This window comes from Paraburkholderia sp. SIMBA_053 (assembly GCF_046534895.1).
GTDB lineage: Bacteria > Pseudomonadota > Gammaproteobacteria > Burkholderiales > Burkholderiaceae > Paraburkholderia > Paraburkholderia caledonica.
This window is the reverse complement of the sequence record NZ_JAWRXU010000008.1, coordinates 1-22,043: the sequence shown is the minus strand read 5'-3', so window position 1 is coordinate 22,043 and position 22,043 is coordinate 1. Positions and strand designations below refer to the sequence as shown.

Annotated in this window: 20 protein-coding genes and 1 pseudogene; 18 read left to right on the top strand and 3 right to left on the bottom strand. The window is 59.6% G+C overall.

Annotated features, from left to right (window positions below; translation table 11 throughout):
- Window positions 1–66: 66 nt before the first annotated feature.
- The gene (locus tag SB753_RS22690) at window positions 67–1,155 is read left to right on the top strand and encodes an acyltransferase family protein (protein WP_410801960.1); all 1,089 of its coding nucleotides are present in this window, start codon (window positions 67–69) and stop codon (window positions 1,153–1,155) included.
- A gap of 244 nt (window positions 1,156–1,399) precedes the next feature.
- A complete protein-coding gene (locus SB753_RS22685) occupies window positions 1,400–2,410 on the top strand; it encodes a tyrosine-type recombinase/integrase (protein ID WP_410801958.1) in 1,011 nt (336 codons plus the stop codon).
- Here the strand turns inward: SB753_RS22685 and SB753_RS22680 are convergent.
- Complete coding sequence (locus SB753_RS22680; protein ID WP_410801956.1) at window positions 2,407–2,784, bottom strand: hypothetical protein; 378 nt, start codon at window positions 2,782–2,784, stop codon at window positions 2,407–2,409. The genes SB753_RS22685 and SB753_RS22680 overlap by 4 nt on opposite strands.
- A 410-nt stretch (window positions 2,785–3,194) precedes the next feature.
- Here SB753_RS22680 and hsdR point away from each other — a divergent pair, with 410 nt between their 5' ends.
- From hsdR to SB753_RS22635, 9 genes are all read left to right on the top strand, one after another.
- Window positions 3,195–5,540: an EcoAI/FtnUII family type I restriction enzme subunit R gene (gene hsdR / locus SB753_RS22675; RefSeq protein WP_410801954.1), complete on the top strand. Its 2,346-nt coding sequence runs from the start codon at window positions 3,195–3,197 to the stop codon at window positions 5,538–5,540.
- 18 nt (window positions 5,541–5,558) lie between these two features.
- Window positions 5,559–7,028, top strand: coding sequence for an N-6 DNA methylase (locus tag SB753_RS22670; RefSeq protein ID WP_410801952.1), 1,470 nt, complete (start codon window positions 5,559–5,561; stop codon window positions 7,026–7,028).
- Window positions 7,025–8,749, top strand: coding sequence for a hypothetical protein (locus SB753_RS22665; protein WP_410801950.1), 1,725 nt, complete (start codon window positions 7,025–7,027; stop codon window positions 8,747–8,749). The genes SB753_RS22670 and SB753_RS22665 overlap by 4 nt, the downstream gene beginning before the upstream one ends.
- Window positions 8,750–9,199: 450 nt before the next feature.
- Complete coding sequence (locus SB753_RS22660) at window positions 9,200–9,400, top strand: hypothetical protein (protein ID WP_410801948.1); 201 nt, start codon at window positions 9,200–9,202, stop codon at window positions 9,398–9,400.
- A gap of 205 nt (window positions 9,401–9,605) precedes the next feature.
- Window positions 9,606–9,911, top strand: a complete 306-nt coding sequence (locus tag SB753_RS22655; protein WP_410801946.1) for a DUF5681 domain-containing protein — start codon at window positions 9,606–9,608, stop codon at window positions 9,909–9,911.
- Window positions 9,912–10,042: 131 nt separating this feature from the next.
- Window positions 10,043–11,386 carry a hypothetical protein gene (locus SB753_RS22650; RefSeq protein ID WP_410801944.1) on the top strand — a complete coding sequence of 448 codons (1,344 nt, stop codon included), beginning with the start codon at window positions 10,043–10,045 and terminating at the stop codon, window positions 11,384–11,386.
- A 1,030-nt stretch (window positions 11,387–12,416) separates the two neighbouring features.
- Window positions 12,417–12,632 carry a helix-turn-helix transcriptional regulator gene (locus SB753_RS22645; RefSeq protein ID WP_410801942.1) on the top strand — a complete coding sequence of 72 codons (216 nt, stop codon included), beginning with the start codon at window positions 12,417–12,419 and terminating at the stop codon, window positions 12,630–12,632.
- The gene (locus SB753_RS22640; RefSeq protein ID WP_410801940.1) at window positions 12,629–13,165 is read left to right on the top strand and encodes a hypothetical protein; all 537 of its coding nucleotides are present in this window, start codon (window positions 12,629–12,631) and stop codon (window positions 13,163–13,165) included. Before SB753_RS22645 ends, SB753_RS22640 begins: the two co-directional genes overlap by 4 nt.
- 584 nt (window positions 13,166–13,749) lie before the next feature.
- Entirely contained in the window at window positions 13,750–16,653 is a 2,904-nt protein-coding gene (locus SB753_RS22635; protein ID WP_410801938.1) for a PriCT-2 domain-containing protein, read from the top strand.
- Window positions 16,654–17,287: 634 nt separating this feature from the next.
- Here SB753_RS22635 and SB753_RS22630 read toward each other — a convergent pair.
- Entirely contained in the window at window positions 17,288–18,073 is a 786-nt protein-coding gene (locus tag SB753_RS22630) for a hypothetical protein (RefSeq protein ID WP_410801936.1), read from the bottom strand.
- Between the two features lie 298 nt (window positions 18,074–18,371).
- Between SB753_RS22630 and SB753_RS22625 the strand changes: the two genes are divergently transcribed.
- On the top strand, window positions 18,372–18,962 hold the full coding sequence (locus SB753_RS22625) for a hypothetical protein (RefSeq protein WP_410801934.1): 591 nt from the start codon (window positions 18,372–18,374) through the stop codon (window positions 18,960–18,962).
- Window positions 18,963–19,202: 240 nt separating this feature from the next.
- Here the strand turns inward: SB753_RS22625 and SB753_RS22620 are convergent, their stop codons facing one another.
- Window positions 19,203–19,406, bottom strand: coding sequence for a hypothetical protein (locus SB753_RS22620; protein WP_410801932.1), 204 nt, complete (start codon window positions 19,404–19,406; stop codon window positions 19,203–19,205).
- Here SB753_RS22620 and SB753_RS22615 point away from each other — a divergent pair.
- The 6 genes and pseudogenes from SB753_RS22615 to SB753_RS22590 all read left to right on the top strand — a co-directional run bounded on the left by SB753_RS22615 (window position 19,405) and on the right by SB753_RS22590 (window position 21,874).
- Window positions 19,405–19,560, top strand: coding sequence for a hypothetical protein (locus SB753_RS22615; RefSeq protein ID WP_410801930.1), 156 nt, complete (start codon window positions 19,405–19,407; stop codon window positions 19,558–19,560). The genes SB753_RS22620 and SB753_RS22615 overlap by 2 nt on opposite strands.
- A gap of 257 nt (window positions 19,561–19,817) precedes the next feature.
- Window positions 19,818–19,883, top strand: a pseudogene (locus SB753_RS22610) (hypothetical protein); the annotation flags it as partial.
- A gap of 20 nt (window positions 19,884–19,903) precedes the next feature.
- Window positions 19,904–20,029, top strand: coding sequence for a hypothetical protein (locus SB753_RS22605; protein ID WP_410802135.1), 126 nt, complete (start codon window positions 19,904–19,906; stop codon window positions 20,027–20,029).
- A complete protein-coding gene (locus SB753_RS22600) occupies window positions 20,026–20,385 on the top strand; it encodes a transcriptional regulator (RefSeq protein WP_410801928.1) in 360 nt (119 codons plus the stop codon). Before SB753_RS22605 ends, SB753_RS22600 begins: the two co-directional genes overlap by 4 nt.
- 93 nt (window positions 20,386–20,478) lie before the next feature.
- Window positions 20,479–20,694: a hypothetical protein gene (locus SB753_RS22595; protein WP_410801926.1), complete on the top strand. Its 216-nt coding sequence runs from the start codon at window positions 20,479–20,481 to the stop codon at window positions 20,692–20,694.
- 196 nt (window positions 20,695–20,890) lie between these two features.
- A complete protein-coding gene (locus SB753_RS22590; protein ID WP_410801924.1) occupies window positions 20,891–21,874 on the top strand; it encodes a hypothetical protein in 984 nt (327 codons plus the stop codon).
- Window positions 21,875–22,043 lie beyond the last annotated feature (169 nt).

Genomic DNA, 22,043 nt, shown 5'->3' with positions numbered 1-22,043 from the left:
CGACGGCGGTCCGCGCCGGACCGCGCGTCGTTTTGATAACGTTTAGCGGAGCGTATGGCGGAACGCATGGCGGACCGTATTGCAAACCGTGTGGGCGGCATACGGCAGTTCAGGTCCATTCAGACATTGCGCGCGTTGGCCGCGTTGGGCGTGGTCGCATTTCATGCCGAAGGGAATGTGGCCACATACGGCTGGGCGACGCATTTCTTTCATCAGATTTCGCGTTTCGGTGAAATCGGCGTCGATGTTTTTTTCGTCATTTCCGGCTTTGTCATGGTGCTGGTTACGCATGGCAAACCGCCCGGCGCGGCTTCCGCAAAGGCATTCATCGTTGCCCGCATGGCCCGCGTTGTTCCTCTTTATTGGGCGCTCACGTCGCTTTTCATTGTGTTGCTTCTCGTCGTGCCGGGCGCATTCGGAAATGCGTCGCTGAATGTCGGGCATGCGGTGGCATCGTATCTGTTCTTTCCCTGGCTGAACTGGATCCACGTGACGGCGCCAATAGTCGGCGTCGGGTGGACGCTCAACTACGAGATGTGGTTTTACAGCGTGTTCGCCGTTTCGATGTGTTTAACGCGTTATCGGCTACTGACTGTCGCGGCGTTCCTGGCGGTTATGTCCGCGCTGCATTTCGTTCACACAGGCGGAGTCGCATTTTCGTTTTATACAAACCCGATCGTGATGGAGTTTGTATTTGGCACTCTCGTCGGCTGGGTTTATGCGACGGGACGCGCGGTGCCGATAGCAGTGGCGGCAGCGATCGTCGTGTCGATCCTGGCCGCCGGCAAAGTGTTCGCGCCGGCCCTTACTGAAACGAACCGCTTTTTGGTCTTTGGGTTGCCGGCGTTCGCCGTAGTCGTGGCAGGGTTGTCGGTGGAGAACAAGGTGCGCTGGAACGCGTTGCTGGAACTCGTTGGCGACTCTTCTTATTCGCTGTATCTGACGCACGTTTTTTCGGTGCCGGTCTGCGTCAAGCTGCTGCAGATATTCGACCGGCAGCATCGTATGCCTGGCGATCTGGTCTGTGTAGTCGTGGTGCTGGCGTCGGTCGCGGTCGGGCTCGCTTCGTACCAATGGCTCGAAGGGCCAATGAACAGAATGGGCAAGCGCCTGATCGGGCGGACTCGTGCGACGGCAGAGCCTGTGCGCAACTGAGGCGTGGTATTGGGCGGCGTGAAAGATGTGAAACGCCGCGAGAGCCTGTGAGGCGGGTTGGTCCCCCTGGCAGGAATCTTGTTGTTATCCATCAAAGATCGATACATTGCCACCAAAATCGCTTATTGCTTATGTAGCAAGGGTTTCGGCTCTATCGCGGTGAGCTCGGTTCGATTCCTAAAAAGCCCAAAACAGCCCAAGTTTCCGTTATGCTTTACGCCAAATTTACGCCAAGGCGGGGAGCATGGCCACATATCGAAAGCGCGGCGACACGTGGCGCGCAGAAGTAGCGAAGGCGGGAATCAGAGAGTCTCGATCGTTCGACACAAAAGCAGAAGCGATCACGTGGGCGACGAAGCTAGAGGCTGAGATCGACGCCGGCCAACGGCGTTCATACTCAAAGGTCCAGAAAACGCTCAGCGACGCGATGGACGAGTATCTGGAAAAGGTCTCGCCCGGCATGGGAAAGCACGAATGGAACAAGACACGCATCGAATTCTTCAAGGGTGAGATGGAGTTCGTCGGCACGCTTGTGCGCAACGTTAAGCCGGAGCAGATAGCGTCGTGGCGTGACAAGCGCCTGAAGGAGGTTAAGACGTCGACCGTCAATCGCGATCTAAATCTGCTGTCAGCCGTGTTCGAGGCGGCGTGCAAAGAGTGGAAGTGGATACACACAAATCCGGTTCATGAGGTGAAGCGGCCGAAGGATCCACCGCCGCGCCGGCGGCGCGTACCTGACGAAGAGGCCGCCGTGATGGCAAAGGCTCTAGGCCTGAGCGACGATGGGCCGATCGAGACAGCGCAGCAATACACGGCCTTGGCCTTCCTGCTCGCAGTCGAGACCGGAATGCGGCAAGGCGAGATAATCGGAACGGTATGGCGGGACGTTCATTTACCGCAGAGGTATTTGCACATTCCAAAGTCCAAGAACGGCGATGCGCGCGACGTGCCATTGTCCACCCGCGCAGTTGCGCTGCTGAGCCGCCTGAAGCGAACCAAAGACGAGCCGCGGTGCTTCCCGGTCGCTCAATCGAGCGTGGACGCGTTGTGGCGAAAGATCCGCGCGAAAGTGGCAAAAGACAAGCCTGAATTCGCGGATCTAAATTTCCACGACTCGAGGCATGAAGCGACGACGCGCCTGTCACGCAAGCTGAACGTCCTCGCGCTTGCGAAGATGATCGGCCATCGCGACGTGCAGTCGTTGATGATCTACTACGACGAGACGGCCGCCGAGCTTGCGGCGCGCCTTGACTAAGCGGCCTTGCGCCGCCGCCCGGGCCGCGACGCCGGAATCGTGCCGGCGGTGCTGCGCGCCCACTTCATCACATCGCTCGCGAACCAGCGGCGCTGTGCCTGCTTCGAATCGACGGGGCGTAGTGCCGCTGGGAAGTCCGGGCGCGAGACGACACGCAGCTCGACGGTCTGCTTCGATAGGCCTAACCAATCCGCGATCTGTTCCGACTTCCAGAGGGTCTCTTCTGGCTTGAGTTGTGGCCTTTCGAGGGCCTGTATCAACCTGTCGATGCGGTCAATGAGGCGTACGACTGCGAATGGATCGCTGCGCGGCGCGCGGCCGTATTTGCCCCAGTCGATATCGAGGGCGGTCTCTTCGAGTACGGCGTCGGTCATGCGTGTTTGGTTCCATAGATCGCGCGCTCTGGCAATAATCGAGCGCTTCGGGGTCGAAGGATAGTCGGGCGCGAGACCATGTGCAAGTCTTTGTTTTTAAACAATAAGTCAAACAGATCAAAAGTCTGTTTGCTTTGCTCAGGAGGCCGTGCGACTGGCGTCGCCGGCCGTTGAGCCGTTTTTCGGGCGCATTCGGGCGCAGGCTCTCAAACAAAAAGAGCCCGTATCGAATCGGGTTGTCAAAGTTATCTACGACTGATCGGCGTTCAATCGTTCTACATGTGTCTCCGGTGATGCTTCCGATCCGTTTAATTCTGAGGACCAGCCTGATAAGGGCTAAAATGCGCCGCGTGATGTAGGTAATCAAGGTCGCATATGGCAAAAGGCGAAAACCGGGGCGACAGCCGAAAATGGACAAAAAATCGCTGTCCGAACAGGACATCCGCAGCAAATTCATTTCCCCCGCGCTGATCGGCTCGGGCTGGGATCTGGACACCCAACTGCGAGAGGAAGTGGCGTTGACCAGCGGTCGCGTCGTCGTGCGGGGCAATAGGGCGAAGCGTGACGAAAAGACCGTCCGGCGCGCGGACTACGTGCTGTATTTCAAGCCGGGTATTCCGCTCGCGATAGTGGAAGCGAAGGACAACAACCACACGGTACGCGACGGCATCCAGCAGGCGCTTGCCTATGCCGAGATGCTGGACGTCCCGTTCGCCTTTTCGAGCAACGGGGACGGTTTCGTCTGGCATGACAAGACCCTGCATGATGGCGTGCTCGAGCGCGAGATCGCGATGGACCAGTTTCCGTCGCCGGCGGACCTGTGGCAGCGCTATCTCTCGTGGAAAGGCATCGCCCCGGAGGCGGAGCCGGTCTATGCACAGGACTACTACCCCGGCAAGCCAGCACGCTATTACCAGCTGAACGCGGTGAACCGCGCGATCGAAGCGGTCACGAAGGGGCAGTCGCGGATCCTGCTGGTAATGGCGACGGGCACCGGCAAGACCTACACAGCGTTCCAGATCATCTGGCGGCTGTGGAAGGCGCGGGCGGCGAAGCGCATCCTATTCCTCGCCGATCGCAACATCCTGGTGGACCAGACCAAGACCAACGACTTCAAGCCGTTCGCTGGCGCGATGACCAAGATCGAAAACCGCGAGGTCGACAAGTCCTACGAGATCTACCTGTCGCTGTATCAGGCGGTGACTGGCACGGAAGACGCTCAGAACATTTACCGCCAGTTCAGCCCCGACTTTTTCGACCTCGTGGTGATCGACGAATGTCATCGTGGCAGTGCGGCCGAGGATTCGGCTTGGCGCGAGATCCTCGACTATTTCAGCTCGGCAACCCATCTCGGGCTTACCGCGACGCCGAAGGAAACCGCCGAAGTCTCGAACATCACCTACTTCGGCGAGCCGGTCTATACGTATTCGCTGCGGCAGGGCATCGAGGACGGCTTTCTGGCGCCGTACAAGGTGATCCGGGTTGATCTCGACAAGGACCTGGGCTGGCGACCCACGACTGGGATGCTGGACAGGCTGGGACAGCTGGTCGAAGACCGGATCTACAACCAGTCCGACATGAACCGCTCGCTGGTGCTGACGCGCCGCGACGAAGCGGTCGCGAAACGCATCACCGAATTCCTGAATGCGACCGACCGGATGGCGAAGACTATTGTGTTCTGCGAGGACATCGACCACGCGGCCCGGATGCGCCAGGCGCTGGCCAACGCGAACCCGGACCTGGCGGGCGCAAATCCGAAGTACGTGATGCAGATCACCGGCGACAACCTGGAAGGCAAGCTCGAGCTCGACAACTTCATCAATCCCCGCAAGGAGTATCCGGTGATTGCCACCACGTCGCGCCTGATGACGACCGGCGTCGATGCGAAGACCTGCAAGCTCGTCGTACTCGATCGCACGATCAGGTCGATGACCGAGTTCAAGCAGATCATCGGACGCGGCACGCGGATCGACGAGGAGTACGGCAAGCTGTGGTTTACCATTCTGGACTTCAAAAAAGCGACCGAACTGTTTGCCGACCCCGCCTTTGACGGCGATCCGGTCGTGGTTTTCGAACCTGAGCCCGACGAACCCGTCGTTCCGCCAGAAGAGGCGGGCGATCCGGTGGGTGACCCCGCTGGCGGTCTCGACGGAGAGGCAGGCGGCATGTCAATTGGGCATGACGGGACGGGCGCAGGCCGGACCAAGTACGTCATTGACGAAGTGCCCGTGTATGTCATCAATGAGCGGGTCCAGTATCTGGGCCCCGACGGCAGACTGATCACGGAGTCGCTGCGCGACTTCTCGCGGATCCAGATCGGCAAGCGCTTCGTGTCGCTCGACGCATTCCTGCAGGCCTGGAATGATGCCGATAGGAAGCAGGCGATCGTCGCCGAGCTCGAGGAACAGGGCGTCCTGTTCGACGAACTGGCGAAAGAGGCCGGCAAGGATCTCGACCCGTTCGATCTCGTCTGTCACATTGCGTTTGGCCAGAAGCCGCTGACGCGGCGGGAACGCGCCGAGAACGTCAAAAAACGCGACTATTTTGTGAAATACGGCGACACCGCGCGACAGGTGCTGCAGGCGTTGCTAGAGAAATATGCCGACGGCGGCATTGAAAATATCGAACGTCCAGAGGTGCTGCGGCTCGCGCCGCTCGACCAGCTCGGCTCGCCGGTCGAACTGGTTCAGGCGTTTGGCGGCCGACAGCAATATCAAGCTGCGATCAGCGAACTGGAACGCTCGCTCTATCAATAAGGTTTCACCGGTGTACTCATGACAATCAGCTCTACATTTATCAAATCCGTGCAGGACATCATGCGCCAGGACGCCGGCGTCGACGGCGATGCGCAGCGGATCTCGCAGCTGACTTGGCTGCTGTTCCTGAAAATTTTCGACGACCAAGAAACCGAGTTCGAACTGATGCGCGACGCCTACCGGTCGCCATTGCCCGAGCGGCTGCGCTGGCGCAACTGGGCGGCCGATCCGGAGGGCATCACCGGCGATGAACTGCTGACGTTCATCAACACTGACCTGTTCCCGTCGATCAAGGCGCTCAACGTCGACCCGCAGCGCAATGCGCGCGGCTTCGTGGCGCGTGAGGTGTTCAGCGACGCGTACAACTACATGAAGTCCGGCCAGCTGCTGCGTCAGGTGATCAACCGGATCAACGAGATCGACTTCAACAATCGCGCGGACCGTCATCTGTTCAACGACCTGTACGAAAGGATCCTGAAGGACCTGCAGAGCGCGGGCAATGCCGGCGAGTTCTATACGCCTCGTGCAGTCACGCAGTTCATGGTGGACCAGGTCGATCCGCAACTCGGCGAGCGCATCCTGGATCCGGCGTGCGGCACTGGCGGTTTTCTCGCGTGCGCGCTCGAGCACCTGAAAGCGCAGCGCAAGAGTGTCGAGGACGACGTCGTGGTGCAGAACGCGATCAACGGCGTCGAAAAAAAGCAGCTACCGCACCTACTGTGCGTGACGAACATGATGCTGCACGGCATTGAAGTGCCGTCGCTGATCCGCCACGACAACACCCTAGCCCGGCCGCTGGCGGACTATGGCACGCGCGACATGGTCGATGTGATCCTAACCAACCCGCCGTTTGGCGGGACCGAGGAGCCGGGCATTGAGGGCAATTATCCGGCGGACGTACGAACCCGAGAAACTGCTGACCTGTTCCTTGTGCTGATTATCGAGCTGTTGAAGCACAACGGCCGTGCGGCGGTCGTGCTGCCCGACGGCACCCTGTTTGGCGACGGCGTGAAGGCCCGCATCAAGGAAAAGCTGCTGACCGAGTGCAATCTGCACACGATCGTTCGGCTACCCAACGGCGTGTTTGCGCCATACACCGGCATCAAGACGAATCTGCTGTTCTTCACGAAGGGCACGCCAACGCAGGAGGTCTGGTACTACGAGCACCCATATCCGGCCGGGTACAAGAGCTATTCGAAGACCAAGCCGATCCGAATCGAGGAGTTCGCGGAGGAAAAGGCATGGTGGGGCAGTGAGGCGGACGGCTTTGTCACCCGTGCCGAGAACGAATTCGCGTGGAGGGTCGGCATCGACCGTCTGAAGGCAACTGGTTACAACCTCGACCAAAAGAACCCGCATCGGGGCGACGAGATCAGCCACGATCCGGACGAGCTGCTGGCCCAGTACCAGCAGTTGACGGCCCAGGCACAGGCGTTACGCGACCAGCTCAAGGGTATTCTGGCGGATGCGCTGGGAGCACGGGCGTGACGCTGACTGAAGGATTCCAGTTATTGGCAACCGCGCCAGATGGCGTGACGCGCTTGCGCGAGCTCATTCTGTCGCTGGCAGTGCAAGGCAAGCTGGTGCAGCAGGATCCGAATGATGAGACCTGCGATTCGCTACTGAACCGGATTGCCGAAGAGAAGAAACGGCTAAACGCTGCTCGCAAGGTAGGGCGAGACAAACCAACTCGGACGATCGCGGACGATGAGACGTCGTTTGATCTCCCTCACAATTGGCGATGGATACGCCTCGGGGTTGCAATCGAGTTGATCTCTGGCCAGCACCTAGGACCGAGCGAATACGTCGAGGGTTTGGGGAGTGATATTCCCTATCTGACAGGTCCTGCCGAATTTGGTCCCTGCTGTCCGGAGCCCACTCGATCAACAACCGTACGCCGCGCCGTCGCTGTAAGCGGCGATATCCTTATCACGGTGAAGGGATCTGGAGTGGGCAAGCTCAACACGGTGAGCCATGCAGAAATCGCGATTAGTCGCCAGTTGATGGCAATACGTCCGATTTTGCTAAATGTTCGCTTCGTGGAGTTGGCACTTCGTGCGATGGCTGCTACGTTTCAGCAAAATGCCGTAGGCATTGCTATTCCGGGCATTGGTCGAGAGGACGTGACAGAGGCTGTGATTGGCCTCCCGCCAATTGCGGAACAGGCTCGTATCGTCGCGAAAGTCGACGAACTAATGCATCTGTGTGATGAACTGGAGACCGGTGGTCGGCTAGAGGCGGAGCAACACGCCCGACTGACCGCGACGCTGTTCGACGCGCTGGCCGCGAGCGAGTCGGCTCACGCCCTCGCCGAAAACTGGTCCCGCGTCGCTACGCATTTCGACCTGCTGCTTGATCGGCCCGAAGCCGTCGACGCACTTGAGCAGACCATCTTTCAGCTCGCGGTGCGTGGCTTGCTGATAAAGCAGGAGCCGGGCGACGAACCAGCCGATGAGCTGCTTAAGAAAGTCAGCTTCGCAAAGGACCTCTTGATCGCGAAGGGCGAGATAAAACGGGGCAAGCCGCTACCGTCGATTGATATTGACGAGCAGCGGTATTCATTGCCGGCCGGATGGGAATGGGTGCGACTAGGGACGCTGTGCTCTGTTTTGACCGACGGCGAGCATTTGACGCCTGAGCGCACAAATGACCACTCTCAGGTGCCTTTGGTCACAGCCAAGAACGTGCGTGATGGATTCATGGATTATGGTGTCACGGATTTCGTGCCGCGTCACGTGGCGGAGAAATGCTGGGCAAGATGCCGGCCGCTGGCACAAGACGTCCTGATGGTGTCTGTCGGCGCAACAACCGGCCGTGTCTCGATTTTGCAGGAAGACCACGAAATGGTACTGGTAAGGAGTGTTACTCTTTTCCGTCCTGTAACTGCTGGGTTGAATCCGAGATATCTTGAACTACATCTTAAATCCCCGGATTCGCAAGACGAGATCTGGAGTTCGGTAAAGCGGAACGCCCAACCTTGCCTGTATCTGGCGAAATCCGCTTGCTTGCAGATTGCACTACCTCCTCTTAAGGAGCAAGCGCGAATCGTCGCACGCGTCGAAGAGCTTCGTCGTGTGTGTGCCAACCTGCGCGCGTGCTTGGCCGCACGGCAGATCTGCCAAGCATATTTCGCTGAAGCGCTGGTCGAGCAGGCGGCGTCCGCCACTCCGTTGGACGCACACACGGACGGCCTGGCAGCGGCCGCCTGAGGGCGTTGTCGCCAGCCGAGCGCTGCGTCGTCGGAGATGGTGGGCGTGAGCCGATGGCACCGCGCGCGGGGCCTTGGCCGGACCGTTCCAAAGCGGTGCGGCAGCTATTGATAATGCGGTTATCAATAGCTAATTGCGAGTTTCGAGGATAGCTATGTACCGCTAGACACGCGAATATTTAGCTGCGCCCGACCTGCGCCCTTAGATTTTGCCAGGCATCGTCAACCAAGCTTGGTCGGGGTTCTGGCCGGTCTCCAATCACACTCGTAGTCTGTTCGTGTCGTGTGCTCGCCGGCTGATCGTGACGCGAGAATAGGTTGTCACTGGTCGCGAATCGCGCGGCTGGCGATCAACTATGAGAGGGCTTTACGTGGCGACGAAAACTGAAGGATAGGTAGTGGCGCTTACTGCTGCGCTGGCTGTTGATTTGCGCCGGAAACTGACCCACTTTTGGACTGGAAGTGGGTCAGATTTGCGCGCGCATCAACAGCGCTGGCAGACAAACGGGAGCGACTTGATGCAGCGACGTCGGCGGGCATCAATACGGCGCCGTTGAAACGTCAGATCGCACAGATTGAATCTGATCTGGCGGCGGCGAAGAAACGCGTGATTGAAGCATTCCATCGCGTCCCCACCAATCCGTACGCGTAACGCTCGGCGTCGACAGCAGTAGGCAGGGCAGACAGGCCGCTTTCGAGCGGCCTTTTTTTGCGCCCCGTCCGCCCCGCCGCTCATGTGCTGCCGCGTGCCTGCTATCGCATCTTTTCGCGCCTGCCGCCGGTCGTGACACGAAAGTGGAACTGTGTGTGCGCCAAAGCTCAATCGAGCGGCGCGAAACCATTCCACAAGGAGCACGATGGCAACCGAAAAAGGCGCCGGCACGAGATTCAAGCCCGGTCAATCAGGCAACCCTTCAGGCCCGGCGAAGTCGCTGGCGAAGGCCCGGCGAGCGCTCGCGCGTTTGATTGCCGATAACGCTGCGGAGGTCTGCGCGACGACCCTGCGTCTCGCGCTCGCTGGCAATCCTGCCTGTGCGGCGGCGATGACGAATCTGATCGCGAGCGGCTTCGCGGAAGTGCCGGCGGCTGGCAAGAATGCTACCGCCGGTGATGGCGTGTGCTCGATGGCGCTGTCTATCAACCCAGGGAGTGCCGCGCAATGAACGTCCAGCTCTATACGCCAGACGTCCGCGTTGTCCTTTACAAGACGATCGGACGTCAGACTATCGATGGCCAGACGCCGGTATCGCAACGCGTGCTCGACACGAACAAGACGATCGATCTCACGCCGTTTATGGGCGACGGCGGGCGCCTGTGCGTATCAAAGTCGGTTCGCGAGCCAGCCGGCGGTTTCTCGTTGACGGTTCCGGACCAGCCCTATGCGCAGGGCAATTCGTTCGAGTCGCTGTATGGGCTGATCGAGCCGATGGACTTCGTCGAAATCCGCATGCGGCATAACCTGCCCGGTGCGTCGATGGGCAATCCGACCAAGCCACCCATACTTATGCGTGGGTTCGTGTCCGGTATCTCGCGCAATGAAGCGATGAGCAACGATGGCAAGCCGATGAGCACGGTCACGCTGAATGGGCAGGATATGGGCAAGCTCTGGCAGATCATGCAGATCAAATACATGCCGGGCTATGTGGTCGGAGAAAACTATCTTTCTAGCTTCCGTTTGTTCGAGCAGTTCGGCGTCGGCTTCAAGACGTCTATGACAGCATCTGAGTTCATCACTGAGGTGGTGAGCAGCATCATGAACCCGTTCCTGGGTTCTCTCATGCCTCCAAATTCGCCGAACCCGACGGCGATCAAGCTCGACGTGTCGGTCGCGAATGGCGTCGTCGACGTTGGTGGCGCTCAAAACCAGCAGGGCACCATCCACGGCCTGCTCTCCTATTTCGGCGACGTCGGCGTATTCAATGAGATCTATCTTGAGGATCGCGAGGACGGCGTCTATTGCGTCTACCGGCCAACTCCATTCAAGGATATCAACGGCAACGTCATCCAGCCGGACGCGCAGAATCTGACGCCCGTCGATATCGACGCCAGGGACGTGATCGCCCTGAATGTCTCGCGCGGCGACGAGAACGTCTCGAACTATTACTGGACGCGCGCGCCGCGCTTCGAACTCGTCGACAACATCATCAGCCAGCAGTTCGCCATAGGCGCCGATCCGCAATCGGTGGATCTCGGGCACTACGCCAACTCGGCCGAGCAGTTCTACGGCGTCCGCATGCTAGAGACGGAGACCCAGCAGGGCGGCAACGACGTGGCGACCATGTCGAGCGGCCAACCCGCGGCACAGCAGGCGACGCGCAGCGCCAGCATGATGAACTGGATCAACAACCGGCGGGCGATCGTCGTCGCGTCGAATAAGGACAATGTCCTGCTCGAGCGCGGCACGGCGCGCATCCGCGCGAATGAAACGGTCAAGCCGGGGAGCTATGTGCGGATCGTACGCGGGTCGTTCTCGTCGACGTTCTATGTCGTGGGCGTTGATCTCGACTATATCCCTTATCAAGGCTTGTTCCAGACGCTCACGTTCGAGCGTGGTACTGGGTTCGTCAAAAGGGTGACGGCGGGCGCGGGCGTGCAGTCGCCGTACAACGCGGAACGGACGGGGTTGGAGAATGCCTAGTCTGCGCTGTGGCAGGCTCACAGTCGACGGCATCGGCGACAAGGGTCGGGTCACTAACGCACTGCACCGGGTTCGAACCCGCCGACGACGAGCGGGCAGGGCTTCGTGACGAAAGGGCGGCCACAATGACTGCCCTTTTCGGCCCTCAAAATTTCGCCGGGCCTGGCCGTACAGGCAGATCTGCCGTGTTGCGAAATATTCGGTTCGCAAGTAGCACGCAGTCTTGCGTGATCGCGCCGTTTGCCACGACGCAGGAGATCAGGCCGTCCTGTCCTTGGCTTTTGACGGCCGCCCAGCAACCGGCGAAAGGACCGTATTCAGTGTTGTATAGACCTCGCTTCCATTTCAGGCGCCCTGACGTCGAGACGTTGAACCGCTCGCGCATGGATGCGTCACTCGGAAAGTCTTTCAGCGGGCAAGACAGTTTCGATAGGAAAACTCGCTGCCCGCCGTGAAATGGCTGCTCCGAATAGGCAAAGTAGACGCTAGGGTCTATGGTTATAGACGATGCCGTCGAGCATGCCAGTAGCGCTGACGCAAAGACGCATTCTTTTAATAGTTGCACGTTTATCCCCGACGAAAAGGCGATTCCTGCGCGCTTAGTATAGCTGCGGTCCGATTGGTGTCGTGACACCGATGATGAACTGGATGAAGGGTAGTCACACCCTCGTTACCGACTTCAGTGAAGGGGCGATCGCACGCACGATGGTCGAGGCGCCGGCGGACGCACACGCAGCGACGTCGTGCAGCAGGCCTCACAGGCGCCCTATATGCGCCCGGCCGTTCCCCGCTCATCCCGGCAGGCCGCGCCGGCGGTGCTTGCACGACCGGTGCCGATCAGACTGTAAATCTGTTGGCGCGCGGTAGGGAACCTCAAGGTTACGGATGTAAATGTGACTTCGCTTCTATGTCGCTCGCGCCGCGCCAGCGTTGGTTTCTGTTGCATCAAAGGAACTCTCTTTGCGCCTTGTTGCGTCATTGCGGTTGGTCGCGACAGCAATAATTCGCTCATCGCAACAGGAGAAAAGACGTGAGTGAGAAAGCGGTTTACGAGATGCCTTTGGCTGGATTCGTTCGTGAGAAGGATCTGATCACGGTGCTGGCGATCAGCAGGAAGACGCTCGAGCGCTGGTGTACGGCGGGCAGGTTCCCAGCAGCAGTCCGACTTGGCGAGAAGGCCAAAGGCTGGAATGTCGACGTCGTCCGCGCGTGGATCGACGCGCGAAGCAATGGGAGCGCAATATGAGCATGCCGGAAACTGAACGCGACGCGCTCGATCAGAACGAATATTTCGAGACGCTGGGTTATTCCGGCGACGACTTTCTCGTTCGCCTAAAGAGTTCGGGGTCGACGGTACGATTCATTGGTCGACCGAACAACTGGATGCTTTCACTGATCGCGCCGATGTCATGGTGGAGTTCGCGCTGGTCGCTGCGCGGCCGGGGCACGACGGCGCAGCGGGCGTTCGTGCGGGCATGCAGTCGGCGCGGGCCATACGCGGAGGAGGCCATTGCTCGCCGGATCGCAGACGAAAAGCGTGCTGCACAGCCGGCTCCTGTGCTAACCGAGAGCGGACTGCCGGCGGCGGTCATCGTTGCCGAGACGGGCGGGTATTTCCACGTCCAGTGTCCGCACTGCGGCGGCGTCCACCGGCACGGTGCGGGGCTGCTTGGCCGGCGCGTGCCGCATTGCTGGGGGCTGTATCCGGATGCGAGCGATTACGAGTTGGTGCGACCTAGCGCGTCGAGCGTCGACCACATCGAGCTCGCGGCAGCGTGAGCGGATCGCCAGCTCCACGAAGGCCCGGCATTGTCTGGGCTTTTCTACATGAATCGCGACGTGGTCGGCGAGACAGTGCTGGAGAAGTCCGAATCCAAAAAGCCAAAACCCCTGAGACCAGTGGCGAGCCGGTTATTCAGGGGCACTTTGGGTGATGCAAAGGATGCACATATTGTATCGCGTCTTTCCACTCCATGAGCAGTTCCCGCTTGAAAAATTTAACAAGTCTTGGCTTGTCACGACGAACCGTCGGATCCATAGCGCGTCAATAACCCGGGCATACTCGGGCGAAAAATATAAACCTTTCGAGTGTCTCGCCCCGCGTGGATAATTCGTCGAATGGCACTCCGAACAAACGCGGGCGCCCATGCGGTACAAGCGGCGCGGAGGGATCTGCGCTCATCAAAGTTACCGGGGTGGAGGCTAAGAGCCAATCCCTGGCGCCATGGCGAGATGGCGATTAGGAACTGAAAGGACAGATGCAAAGGAACATTGATGCGGCTCCGGCCGCAGGAAACCCCTTTTCTTCAAAAAGCCGGACTGACAAGCAGTTCGACGCACCGACGATTGAGCAGGCGCGCGACATGCTGTCGTGGATTCCTGCTGACTGTGATCGTACACAGTGGATCAAGATCGGCGGCGCACTGCGCCATGAGTTCGGCGAAGTCGGGCTCGATCTCTTTGACGAATGGTCGCAGCGCTCAGCTGATCAATATGACGCTCGCGATACGCTTTCCGCGTGGCGATCGCTCAAGGGCGGCGCCGCCAATCCGTCGACGTTCAAGACCATCGCCGGCATGGCCCGGGCCGCCGGGTGGGTACCCGGCCAGCAGGCGCGCAAGCTGACGCCTGCAGAGTCCGAACAGCGTGCCCGTGATCGCGCTGAGCGTGAAGCCAGGAGCGAGGCTGAAGCCGTTGCACGCCGTGCGGTCGCTGCTAGTCGCGCGGTGGATATGTTGGCAGGTGGACGCCCGTACGTCGCGGCCGACGCAGCGAAGAACGACTACCTGCAGCGTCAGGGTCTCGACGAGGGATATGGCGCGATGATCGGCCCGTTCTCGACGACCAATCAGACGCCTGGCGAGATCTCGATCGTCTCTGAGAACGCATTGCTGATCCCTATGATGGACATGGACAAGAAGGTCCATTCAGTGCAAGCGATTTTGCCGGACGCTACTAACCCGCTCAAGCGCGACAAGACATATCTCGCCGGCGGCGACAAGCGCGGACACTTCTTCCGGATCGGCCAGCCGAAGACGCGCAACGACAAGCACGTCGTCCTGATCGCGGAGGGCTTCGCGACAGCCGCGAGCCTGCATAAGTCGACGGGCCATTGCGTTTTCGTCGCGTTCGACGCCGGCAACCTGAAGCCGGTTGCGGAGGCTGTTCGCGCCAAGGTGCCGACGGCAACGATCGTATTGTGTGCGGACAATGACCGGTTCACGGCCGGGAATCCAGGCCGCACGCGTGCTCGCCAAGCGGCGGCGGCTGTCGGCGGTCTCGTCGCACTTCCTGAATTCGATGGGGCGACCACCGGTACCGACTTCAACGATTTGGCGATGCTGAACGGCGCGCACGATGACGCGGCGGTGATCGCCGTAATCGAAGCGGCGCTTGAGGCGAATGAAGTGGTGACGCAGGCGGCCGTCGATGCGGAATGGGCGAACAGCAAAGTCAAGCAGGTGACGAATCCGGCGCGCGAGGCGGCCCCGTGGAATGACATCTCGAACGCCGAGAGCGTTGCTATTCTCGATGCGCCGGCGAGCGACGAGTTGCCGGGCGTGATGTTCGTCGAGTCGGTGCCCCCGAAAGGCGAGACTATCGGTCGGCCAACGGACAACCGGTATTTCAAACTGCTCGGTCACGATCGCGGCACATACTACGTTTTCCAGAACGAGGCAAAGCAGGTCAAGGCCATCACAAAATCGGATTTCACTGAAAATGGCCTGCTCGAGCTGGCGCCGCCGAACTGGTGGGAACTGCATTTCCCCGGCGCCGGCAAGCAGGCTGGCATCAACAAGCGCGCGGCGGTCAACTTCCTGATCCGCGCTTGTGTCGAGAAAGGCATCTACGACCCGTCGAATACCCGGGGGCGCGGCGCGTGGATCGATAGTGGCCGCGTCGTGTTCCATGCCGGCAGTCACCTGCAGGTGAATGGCCTGAGGACTGAGGTAACGGATATCGAATCGCGGTTCGTGTATGAGGTCGCGCGTGATCTCCCGGCACTTGGCGACGACGTCGCGACAGATGATGAAGGGCAATGGGTAATTACAACGGCTGAGAAATTCCGCTGGGAGAAACCTGCTTCTGCGTTGCTCGTCGCTGGATGGGCTGCGCTGGCGCCGCTATGTGGCGCGATCGCCTGGCGTCCGCATATCTGGCTGACGGGCGGCGCCGGCTGCGGTAAGTCGACGATTCTCAATCAGTTCCTTGCACCTCTCGCGAGTGGCGCCGACGACGGCGAAGACGGCATTGCGCTGCTCGCTAACGGCAACACGTCGGAAGCCGGCCTGCGCCAGTGCCTGAAAGCTGACGCGCGGCCGGTGCTGTTCGACGAGTCAGAATCGAACCGGGAACGGGATGCCGATCGGATCCAGGCTGTGTTATCGCTGATCCGGCAGGCTTCGACGGAGTCGAAGTTCAAGACGCTCAAAGGTACCGCGGGCGGCGAAGCGATGTCATTTCACATTCGCTCGATGTTCTGTATGGCGTCAATTCAGACGGCGCTGAAGCAACAGGCCGACGTCGAGCGCTTGACCGTCCTGCGGCTGCGCGACAAGCGCGACAACAAGACTGGAGATCTGGCATGGTCCGATCTCGAGATCGAGTTGTCGAAGCTGCGCGGCAATGGCGACTTCGCTCGGCGGATCATCAATCGGTCGCTGCGCCTGATGCCGATTACGATCAAGAACATCCGCACCTTCGTGAGCGCTGCGGCGCGCAAGTTTGGCAATCAACGCGACGGCGATCAATACGGCACTCTGCTGGCTGGCGCATGGTCACTGTTCTCGAGCGAGATGGCGACGGATGAGCAGGCGACAGATCTGATCGAGTCCCTCGAGTGGAACGTGTATGTCGAGCCAGATGCTGATGACCGATTCGACGGACTCAAGGCGTTGACGTCCTGCATCGTAAGAACGGATCGGGGCGACGCGACGATCCTCGAGCTCGTGCAGATCGCTGGAGGCGACGAGGTTGAAGGTCTTTCGGGTTTTGGTCTTCCGGCCGCAGAGCGGATGCTGGGTCGCTATGGTTTGCGGCGCAGTGGGAATGATCTCCAGGTATCGAACAAGAACGACGCCCGGGTTGAGTTGATGGCAAAGACGAATTTCAATGCGGATCTGCGCGGACAGCTTCTGCGCGTTCCCGGCGCCAAGCCGGGTGAAAAGCCGCTGTACTTCAAGGGCGCCGGTACTGATCGCTATCTGTCCGTGCCTCTCGCCGGACTGTTCGCCACTCAGGACGACTCGGCGACGTCGACCTTCTAGCGGGCGCGTAAGTCCCCGAGGAACCTATGAACCCGGCCACGCGCCGGGTTTTTTTCTTACTTATTACGCTGAGCGCGGCCGTCTTACGACGGTGCGTAAGACGGCAAACCTTTACCTAGCACGGTTTCAGCGATTCTCTTACGATCTTACGCAATTTCCCGGCGATACATCCCTCTATCCCTCTCCCCCATAATCATATGGATTACCCAATGATTACACTCCTCCTTATCTATCTATCTATTTCTCTATAAAAGAGTAAGAGAGTAAGAAAGGTATACGCAGCAAGGGTTTGCGGTCTTACGGTCTCTTACCGTTCTGGCTCTGGCGTAAGAGGGGGCCTTAGTCCGGCCGCACCGGGCGAACGCTGGGGAGCTGCTCGAGGTAGTCCGGGTCGGGGCCGGGGATCGGGCACAGCGGTGATGACGTGACTGTGCACGACTCCGTCGAACTGCTCGCCGGTGATCAGGATGAAGTCGACGAGGGCGGGGCGCCTGGCCGTCGGTCGTCGCGTCACCCGGTTTTCCTCCCAATAGCGCTCCGGAACGGTCCCGTCCAGCAATGGGCGGGCGCGTCGACCCGGAAATTTTCCTCGTTGGTGCAGCGATCGAGGTCATCCGCTTGACGGCGGACGCCGCTAAAGGAGTTGCATCATCTCCCGCAGTACCTCCATGCGAGTGCCAACAACTAGTCGATCCGCCTCGTGCCATTCCACGCTCATACCAGCCAGTCGAAATCGGAAGCCCATTGCGGTTTGATCGTCGCGATTCTGCGGAGCGCTCACACAAACGTCGAAAATAGGGCCGCCGCTCATTCCGTGTAGATCCGACGGTGCGCCATTCTCTGGCAGGTTAGCCCCAGCGATCATTCCTTTAGGCTCGTAGTGAAGTAGCAGAGGTGCTGGAATATTGGTGCCGGCAAAGGCCGTGACATTCGCCTTTTCGAGGGTCATGGAAAATACGCGGGGCCGTTTCCCTTTAAAGCGTTGGTCCAGCTTGTTGCGTGTGCTCGGGCAGCCGACGACCGCGCAGAATCCAGACTGGATATCTGGATTAGTGCGCGACGGCATTTCGATCGCCGTAAAATTGTTCACCTCTTCCCTTTCTAGTTGCTCAAAGGTGAACAGTGACATTGCCACATCGACTTTCGCATCGAACAGAAACTGTTGACGTTCAAGCGAGAGCATCGTGTCTCCAATTTTTAAAAAAACGATCTTCTCCTCGACTGCCTGCCGCGCGACGTGTTCCGCAGTTGACAACACGACACCTTTCGGATGTTTGATCAAAAAGCCAGAACCGAAGCCTTTAGCGGCCGCGACCCCGAACGGGACTTGGCGATCCTTATGGAAGAAAGCGCTAATCGCCAGCACGTGTTGACCAACCAGATCATCGATTTGCTGAAGGTATGGACTGTACGCAGTCATCGGAGAGATAGGTTATATCGACGTTTAAAACAAGGTTATCGGCGAATCAACGACAGACTTTAAAACGTCACTGCCCAGCGGAATCTGAGTCACTATGGTCGTCGACCGCGGCGCGATGATCGGGATCTTGCAGCAACGAGTGGAAAGATGGCAGCGGGCGTCCAAACGGGTGCCGTTTTCAGAAAAGCCCGTGCATAGCGCCGGAGCGGCCATCTGCGCTGGCCCGCGCGACACCTGTTCGTCGTGATGGCAATCTGTTCGTATTGCATCTCGAACATGACGAACGACAGGAGGACTTATGGCGGCCGCACCACATCCACTCAGGGACGAGGCGATCGCGACCGCGCAGAACCTCGTCGCATTTCACGGACAGGAGGAGGGCGAGCGGCTCGCGCGTGCGAAGTATGCCGCTATCCCGAAAGGTACGTTCTCAGGATGGCTCAAGCTCGCCCGCCGGCCGGCCGAACCGCCGTCGATGCCGGCGCCGCGTTCATCTGGATCGACCGGCGCCGACGGTGCTCCTCTGACCTTCGAGGAACGGATCTCGAAGATGGATCGTCAGGCCGATTTGATCGCGGCGCAGTGCATGACGGAGGTTGTCGACCCGATGACGGGCGGGGTCACGGTCAAGGCGAAGAATCTGGCAATGCTCGCGACGGCCGTGCGCCTGCAGGCTGTGGCGGCGGAGCTCCTAGTCAAGCATCATTCCGTGGTCTTCAATCAGGAACAAACCCGGGAGTTATACGACGCCGTCATTGAGGCTGTCGGTGAGGTCGATCGCAGCCTGCAACAGGCGGTCATGACGAAACTGCGCGATCTGAGTGAGCGACGGGGGCGCGCCCGTTTCGGGATCGGCGTAGCGCCGGCAACAGAGTTGGCCGATTTCTAGGCCGGCATGCGGGGCGAATGCGCCGGCAATGTCCGCGCGCGGTGCAGCGATTCGGGCTGCGCCGTATGAACCAACAACGGGAGTAGATCCAGATGGCAAAAATGGCAACGGCGCGTCAGGTGGCGACAGCGTTCGGAAATTTTCTTGAGGCGCTCGAGGCGCAACGTGCTGCGCGTGTGGCGGCCGACGCTCAGACGGCTAAATCCGCCGTGGAGACCGGCGACAAGCTGCCCGTGTGCGCTACGATGCGGTCGCCGGCGGGGAGATAGCATGACGTTCGATCAGATGGTCGCAAATCGCATCACCGGCCTGGCTCTTGACAGTCCCGGCGTGAAGACTGATGACGTCGGCGCGGCATGGCTCGACGGCTACGCGCAGGCGCTTGGGGATATCGGGCCCGGTGCGCTGCCTGGCGACGCGCTGCAGCTCGAAGGACGTGCGCATGGTGCTGCGGCGGCTGCCGGCGCTGGTGCGTCGACTGGATGGCGAAGGCATCGACGGCGTTTTCCAGGTGGTTGAGCGGCGCACTGACGATCCCGCTTTCGGCACGCTCACGCGGCGCGAGCTGCGGCTGTTTTGGGCGGTTGCTGCGGCGTAGGCGAGCGCGTTCACATAGAGCAACGCGGCCCGCCTACAGGTGGCCGTGTTTACGTTCGGATCCCGTAAAAGCTCACCGCACGTCTCGCTGCCCGTGCTTTGCCGGCGTATCATGTCCAGAGATGGTCTAGGGCCGCTCTGCGCCTGCGCAACCGGCATATCGTTGCTCTCACACGAGCGACGGATGACACCCCATAGAGAACGCCGAGAACAGCGCAAGGCAATGCGCAGCGCAGGCCTGCGGCGGTCACGATCTGGGTGCCGCACACGCGCGCGCTTGAGTTCGACGAGGAATACACGCGCCAATCGTGCGCGATCGCCGAGAGCGCGGGTGAAAGGAACTCATGGACTTCATCGAGCAAGCATCTGAAGGGCATGGGAATAACAGCGTGGGCCATCGCATCATTGTCGTTGAGCGCCTGCTGCGCGACTTCTATCCGGATATCGACAAGTGGAGGAAATCACGATGAAAGTAACGATCGGTGTTCAAACTGAGGCGCAGGTCATTGCGCGTGCTGTAGCCGCCGTTCATTCGCATCGCGAGGCGGAGACCGCATACATCACGTTCCTATCGAGCGAGCAACTGTTCAAGACGCTTACGCCGATACGCTGGCAGATCATTCAGGAAATGACGGGCGCCGGCCCGATGTCGATCCGCGAGCTCGCACGGCGCCTCGATCGCGACGTCAACCGAGTGGACGAGGACGTGGATGCCCTGCTCAATACCGGCGTGCTCGATCGCGAGGAAAGCGGCGAGATCGTGTTCCCGTATGACAAGGTGCACGTGAATTTCACGCTTACCGCAGCGGACCGACTGCAAGAATGAAAAGACTCTCTAACAGTCCTTTCCATGGCTTTGCGTGTCAATCACCGTCGAGCGGATCACCAGGGACGAGTTGGAATGAACTCGGGAGACTTAATGGAACACTCGGAATTCGAGATCGGCATGACGTTTTACTCCGGCGCGACGACGTTTTGGCGTTGCACAGACGTCGGATCGCGAACCATCGTCGCCGTCGAAGTGAAAGGCGGCTATCCCGCGCCTAACCAAGCACCGCCCTTTACCGATGCCGTCGAGATCGTGTTCGACGAATACGATTTTGGAGGGCTGTCGCGTCAGCCGATTCCGGACTGATCGGCGTGCCTCCGCGACACATCCTGCGCCCTAAGAGCGCCCGGCCCGCGACTGCGTTCCAGTCCGCGTCGTGCTGGCCAGCGTAGTCCGGCAGATTGCGATCAGATCATCTATCTGTTAATAGCTGTCGCGCGAGATTCTTGTGAAGTGCCGCGCGACGTAGCATTCTTGCGCCCTTTTGAAGGATTGAGATGAGATGTTGAATGCCGATAACGCACCGGTAAGTGCTTCCAATGATGCATTTGGGTTCTCCATCGGTGCTGTATTCGAAAGCGATCTTGTACTGGCTTTGTGGGTTCAGTTGGGTGCGAGCGCCGCATTCCGCGACCGGTTCCTTGAAGACGTAGCTGGACCGGGTCCATTTCGTCTCGTTGCCCTCGGAAAGAACGAACGGGAACCCGGTTTCGGCGAGACGGACCTACTTCTGATCGTCGAGGACGCTAGGGGGCACCGCATTGCGCTACTGATTGAGATCAAGCTGACTGCCGCGTTTCAAGCACGTCAAGCGGAGCGATACGCAGAGCGCGGCGAGCGCGGGCGACGCGCCGGTGAATGGGACGAATACTGGACGGTTCTCGTCGCTCCGCAGTGCTACATCAGGGATTCGATTGCATTCGATTGGGGAAGAACGTTGTCTATTGAGACCGCGACTGGCTGGTTGGCGGATGACACGTCGACCCATACGGTTTTCCTGAGCGGGTTGCTTCGGCATGCAACCTCCAAGGACATTCTGGGCCGGGAAGAGAATCCCGCAGCAATGGAGTTCTGGCGGCAGTACGTTGAGTGTGCGACGGAGCATTTTCCCGGATTGGAGGCGGAGCTCGTACCCAGCGGTCTGTCCAGGAGAGCGGCGCCGAGTTGGGCACGTTTCGGAAGCAGGGCGCTTCGGAATCGAGCCGTTCGAATCTCCCATAAGGGTAATGCTTCCTGTATCGATCTGATCGTGCGCAACTGTCCATCTGAGCGGCTTAAGATGGCCGTTGGCCCCTTGCTCGATGACGAGATGTCAGTCAAGCAGGCGGGTAGAAGTGCGGTGGTTCGCGTCGACGTGCCTCGGATATGGCCTCAGGATGCATTCGACTCGCAGCTCGACAACATCAAAGCAATATTCGTAGCCGGTGAGCGAATCCTTCGCTTCTGCAAGATTCACCGTTCAATTCTCGAAGCTTTGGCTAGATAGCTGGAAGCGCAGGCCGATCCGCGCGTCGCGTCCGGCAGATGTTGTGCCCGACCTGTGCCCGGGATCGTATGCGCGACCCCGAAACCCCTTACTGTTGATACGCGCATAAAACTGACCCATTTCCGATAGAAATTTGCATCGAAAATTGACCCACATGTTCAACTGCCTG

Bases quoted from the DNA above. Each gene is read 5' to 3' on its own strand.
- SB753_RS22690 (WP_410801960.1), top strand. From the start codon at position 67: ATGGCGGACCGTATTGCAAACCGTGTGGGCGGCATACGGCAGTTCAGG.
- SB753_RS22685 (WP_410801958.1), top strand. From the start codon at position 1,400: ATGGCCACATATCGAAAGCGCGGCGACACGTGGCGCGCAGAAGTAGCG.
- SB753_RS22680 (WP_410801956.1), bottom strand. From the start codon at position 2,784: ATGACCGACGCCGTACTCGAAGAGACCGCCCTCGATATCGACTGGGGC.
- hsdR (WP_410801954.1), top strand. From the start codon at position 3,195: ATGGACAAAAAATCGCTGTCCGAACAGGACATCCGCAGCAAATTCATT.
- SB753_RS22670 (WP_410801952.1), top strand. From the start codon at position 5,559: ATGACAATCAGCTCTACATTTATCAAATCCGTGCAGGACATCATGCGC.
- SB753_RS22655 (WP_410801946.1), top strand. From the start codon at position 9,606: ATGGCAACCGAAAAAGGCGCCGGCACGAGATTCAAGCCCGGTCAATCA.
- SB753_RS22650 (WP_410801944.1), top strand. From the start codon at position 10,043: ATGGGCGACGGCGGGCGCCTGTGCGTATCAAAGTCGGTTCGCGAGCCA.
- SB753_RS22640 (WP_410801940.1), top strand. From the start codon at position 12,629: ATGAGCATGCCGGAAACTGAACGCGACGCGCTCGATCAGAACGAATAT.
- SB753_RS22635 (WP_410801938.1), top strand. From the start codon at position 13,750: ATGCTGTCGTGGATTCCTGCTGACTGTGATCGTACACAGTGGATCAAG.
- SB753_RS22630 (WP_410801936.1), bottom strand. From the start codon at position 18,073: ATGACTGCGTACAGTCCATACCTTCAGCAAATCGATGATCTGGTTGGT.
- SB753_RS22625 (WP_410801934.1), top strand. From the start codon at position 18,372: ATGGCGGCCGCACCACATCCACTCAGGGACGAGGCGATCGCGACCGCG.
- SB753_RS22615 (WP_410801930.1), top strand. From the start codon at position 19,405: ATGGTGCTGCGGCGGCTGCCGGCGCTGGTGCGTCGACTGGATGGCGAA.
- SB753_RS22620 (WP_410801932.1), bottom strand. From the start codon at position 19,406: ATGCGCACGTCCTTCGAGCTGCAGCGCGTCGCCAGGCAGCGCACCGGG.
- SB753_RS22605 (WP_410802135.1), top strand. From the start codon at position 19,904: ATGGACTTCATCGAGCAAGCATCTGAAGGGCATGGGAATAACAGCGTG.
- SB753_RS22600 (WP_410801928.1), top strand. From the start codon at position 20,026: ATGAAAGTAACGATCGGTGTTCAAACTGAGGCGCAGGTCATTGCGCGT.
- SB753_RS22595 (WP_410801926.1), top strand. From the start codon at position 20,479: ATGGAACACTCGGAATTCGAGATCGGCATGACGTTTTACTCCGGCGCG.
- SB753_RS22590 (WP_410801924.1), top strand. From the start codon at position 20,891: ATGTTGAATGCCGATAACGCACCGGTAAGTGCTTCCAATGATGCATTT.